The organism is Streptomyces sparsus (assembly GCF_054776295.1).
Window position 1 is genome coordinate 1 of sequence record NZ_BAAHCA010000563.1, and the last position, 3,262, is coordinate 3,262.

Consider the following 3,262-nt stretch of genomic DNA (forward strand, 5'->3'; position numbering starts at 1 on the left):
CCGGGAGGCCCCGGCCGGCTCGGCGGTCACTTCGCGGTCACTTCACTTCGGCGGCAGGATGTCCCGGAACTCCTTGGGGAGTTCGAAGGAGCCCTGGTCCTCCGCGCCGCCCGGCAGCCCGAAGGCGCTGCCCGCGCCGGCGGCCCTGCGTTCGGCGGCGGCCTGCTCCTCCTGCTTGCGCTTCATCGGGTTGCCCGACTTGCGCTTGCCCTTTGCCGCCTTCTGCTGCTTGCCCTTCTTCCGCCCCGGCCCGGGCATGCCCGGCATCCCCGGCATCCCCGGCATGCCGCCGCCCTGCGCCATCTTGGACATCATCTTGCGGGCCTCGAAGAAGCGTTCCACGAGGTTCTTGACCGCGCTGACGTCCACACCGGAGCCCTTGGCGATGCGGGCCCGGCGGGAGCCGTTGATGAGGGTCGGCTCGTGGCGCTCCGCGGGCGTCATCGACTTGATGATGGCCGCGGTGCGGTCGACGTCGCGCTCGTCGAGGTTGCTGATCTGGTCCTTGATCTGCCCCATTCCCGGCATCATGCCGAGCAGCTTGGAGATCGAGCCCATCTTGCGGACCTGCTCCATCTGGGCCAGGAAGTCGTCGAGCGTGAACTCCTTCGGGCCCTTGGCCAGCTTGGCGGCCATCGCCTCGGCCTCTTGCTGGCTGAAGGTCTGCTCGGCCTTCTCGATGAGGCTGAGCACGTCTCCCATGCCGAGGATGCGGGAGGCCATCCGGTCGGGGTGGAAGGCGTCGAAGTCGTCCATCTTCTCGCCGTTGGAGGCGAACATCACCTGGCGGCCGGTGACCTGGGCGATGGACAGCGCGGCACCACCGCGGGCGTCACCGTCGAGCTTGGAGAGCACGACGCCGTCGAAGCCGACGCCGTCGCGGAACGCCTCGGCGGTGTTGACCGCGTCCTGGCCGATCATCGCGTCGACGACGAACAGCACCTCGTCCGGGCTGACGGCGTCCCGGATGTCCGCGGCCTGCTGCATCATCTCCTGGTCGATGCCCAGCCGGCCGGCGGTGTCGACGATCACGACGTCGTACTGCTTGGTGCGGGCGTGCTCGACGGAGTCCCGTGCCACCTTGACCGGGTCGCCGACGCCGTTGCCGGGCTCGGGCGCGAAGACGCCCACCCCGGCGCGCTCGGCGACGACGGAGAGCTGGTTGACCGCGTTGGGCCGCTGGAGGTCGCAGGCGACGAGCAGCGGCGAGTGGCCCTTGCCCTTGAGCCAGTGGCCGAGCTTGCCGGCGAGCGTGGTCTTGCCCGCGCCCTGGAGGCCGGCGAGCATGATCACGGTGGGCGGCTGCTTGGCGAAGCGCAGCTGGCGGGTCTCGCCACCGAGGATGCCGACGAGCTCCTCGTTGACGATCTTGATGACCTGCTGGGCGGGGTTGAGCGCCTTGGAGACCTCGGCGCCGGCCGCCCGCTCCTTCACCTGCTTGATGAAGGAGCGCACGACGGGCAGCGCCACGTCGGCCTCGAGCAGGGCGATGCGGATCTCGCGCGCCGTGGCGTCGATGTCCGCCTCACTCAGCCGGCCTTTGCCCCTGAGGTTCTTGAAAGTCGCTGCGAGGCGATCGGAGAGAGTGTCGAACACGGCGGTCGCTGATCCTTCACGTCGTCGGTCACTTCGGCGGTCTTCAGCGTGTCCCGGCGTCCTGGCTGGACATGCGGGCGACGTCTGGAAGTGCACCGCACGGCGGAGGACCGGCCTCGACCGGGCCGTTCGCGGGCCGGTCGGTCGGTTCGGCAACGCAGCGAGGTGCAGGGCCAGGCGCCGCAGACCCAGCGGGGGCGTCGGGGCGCGCTGGGCCAAGGGTATCTGCCCGCCCGGCATACGGTCAGCCTGCCGTCAGCCCTCCAGCGAACGCTGCACCGCGCCGGCGAGTTCGGCCGCCCGCGCGTCGGGCAGCGGGGAGCCGTCGGGGCCGGTGACGTAGAAGGCGTCGACGGCGTTGGCCCCGAGCGTGCTGATGTGCGCGCTGCGGACGGTGACCTCGGCGGCCTCCAGCGCCCGGCCGATGCGGTGCAGCAGGCCGGAGGCGTCCTGGGCGCGTACTTCGAGCACCGTGGCGCGCTCGGATCCGACGGCGGCCACCGTCACCCGGGGCGGCGGCGCCTGGAGGCCGCGCCGGCGTCCGCGGTAGGCCTTCTCCCGTTCGGCGAGCCGGGCCGGGATGTCCAGTGAGCCGTCCAGCGCACGTACCAGGTCGGCACGCAGCCGGGCGGCCTGCGGCAGGGAACCGTACTCGGCGGCGACCCGCCAGCTCAGCAGCAGGACCGGGCCCTCACCGGTCGGGTCGGTGGTGCGCAGTTCCGCGGTGCGCACGGTGAGCCGGTGCAGGGCGAGCACGCCCGCCACGGCCGGCAGCACGCCGGGCTGTTCGGGGAGCGCGATCAGCAGTTCCACGCCGACCGGTTCCGGGGGGCTGCCGTCGGGCGCGCTGCCCGCCGGAAGGCCCGGGTCCGAAGCCCCTGCCGGGGCGTGGGCGTGCAGCGACAGCATCGGGCCGGCGGTGCGCCAGGCCTCGACGGCGAGGCGTTCCTCCTCGGCGGACGGCGCTCCGGCGTCCTCGCCGGCCGTCGGCGCGGTTCCGGCGATCACCGCGGCGGTGCGGGTCACCAGGTCAGTGACGAGGGACGCTCGCCACGCAGACCAGGCCGCGGGCCCGGTGGCCAGCGCGTCGGCCTCGGTGAGCGCGTGCAGCAGTTCCAGGGTGCCGGTGTCGCCGACCGCGTCCGCGACGGACGCGACCGTCACCGGATCGTCGAGGTCGCGTCGCGTGGCGGTCTCCACCAGCAGCAGGTGGTGCCGTACCAGGCGGGCCAGCACTCCGGCGTCGGCGGCGTCGAAGCCGATCCGGGCCGCCATGTCCCGGACGATGGTCTCCCCCACCACGGAGTGGTCCCCGGGCCAGCCCTTGCCGATGTCGTGCAGCAGCGCGGCGACCAGCAGCAGGTCCGGGCGGTGCACGCGCCGGGTGAACGCGGAGGCCTGCACGGCCGTCTCGACGAGGTGCCGGTCCACGGTCCAGCGGTGGACGGCGTTGCGCTGCGGCCGGCAGCGGACGCGTTCCCAGTCCGGCAGCAGTGCGGTGATCAGGCCTTCGGCTTCGAGCGCCTCCCACACCGGTACCGTCGCGTCGCCGGCGCCCAGCAGGGTGACGAGCTGCTCGCGGGCCTCGGCCGGCCAGGGCACCTGGAGTCGGGGAGCGGTCCTGGCGAGGCTGCGCGCGGTGGCCAGGGCCAGCGGCAGCCCGGCC

At 73.0% G+C, this 3,262-nt stretch carries 2 protein-coding genes; both read right to left on the reverse strand.

Annotation, left to right across the window (positions count from 1 at the left end; genetic code table 11):
• Positions 1-42 precede the first annotated feature (42 nt).
• Positions 43-1,596, reverse strand: a complete 1,554-nt coding sequence (ffh, locus tag ACYVE9_RS20205; protein ID WP_461029300.1) for a signal recognition particle protein — start codon at positions 1,594-1,596, stop codon at positions 43-45.
• 255 nt (positions 1,597-1,851) lie between these two features.
• Positions 1,852-3,262: HD domain-containing protein (locus ACYVE9_RS20210; RefSeq protein ID WP_461029301.1), on the reverse strand; the 1,411-nt coding region annotated here is incomplete at its 5' end.